Consider the following 890-nt stretch of genomic DNA (forward strand, 5'->3'; position numbering starts at 1 on the left):
GTGTCTGTTAGTTGTTATATATAGCGGGAGGAATAAAATTTTTTCTGGCTGAACATTCAGCAAGATCTTTAGTTTTTGATAAAAACATTCTTAGACGACTAATTTTATAGGAAATTGTGGCTTGTAGCAGTTTGGTGTAATGTATTTTCGAGGGACGGATATACATCCTCTTGATAAAAGAGGATAATGATAATTATCAAGATTTTAATAATATCAATTACAACTAGAAATTTTATTAGTGTAAAATTACAAAGGATTTTTGCTTTTGAATTACTTAACCTTTTTACTAATACAGTTTTGTTTCTTATAAGTGAAAGGGTATTACTTTCTAATTTAGATATTTATTTTGAAAGCCTTGACCTTGCTACTAGCTTACGTGATCATAAGGACTGCCCCTAGTGATTAATATTTGTAGAAGTTATGATTTTCATCATAAATAGGTAAAAGAATTCTGTGAAGCTTCAGGGTTGGGGCTATTGAATAGAGCTATTAGAAAATAGAGAATAAAGTGTAGTAAAAAAAGTAAAAAGAAAGTAAAAAGAAAGGCTAAGAAAGTATAAGAAAAAATTAAGAAATTTTGTGCCGGTGTAGCTTAGGTGGTAGAGCAACTGATTCGTAATCAGTAGATCCGCAGTTCGAATCTGCGCACCGGCATCATAAAAATTGCTAATTATCAATGGAATTTATCAGTAATATAATCTTTTTAATCCGTCAATAATTCTGAAAGTTTTAAAAAGCATAAGCATTTCTGTATTAATTTAATTTTATGATAAAAAGATTCACTACAATTTTTTAGATCAAAAACTACGTATGTATAATCTTTAACTACTATTGCTTCAATGTTTTGCTAATACTGTCTAAAAATTAGAAATTTATATAAAATTTTCGTT

1 tRNA gene is annotated in these 890 nt (G+C 28.2%); it reads left to right on the forward strand.

Going from position 1 to position 890, the window contains the following annotated elements:
• The first annotated feature begins 581 nt into the window (after window positions 1-581).
• Window positions 582-654: transfer RNA gene (locus CLERM_RS00525), tRNA-Thr, on the forward strand.
• Window positions 655-890 lie beyond the last annotated feature (236 nt).

This window comes from Coxiella-like endosymbiont (assembly GCF_002871095.1).
GTDB lineage: Bacteria > Pseudomonadota > Gammaproteobacteria > Coxiellales > Coxiellaceae > Coxiella.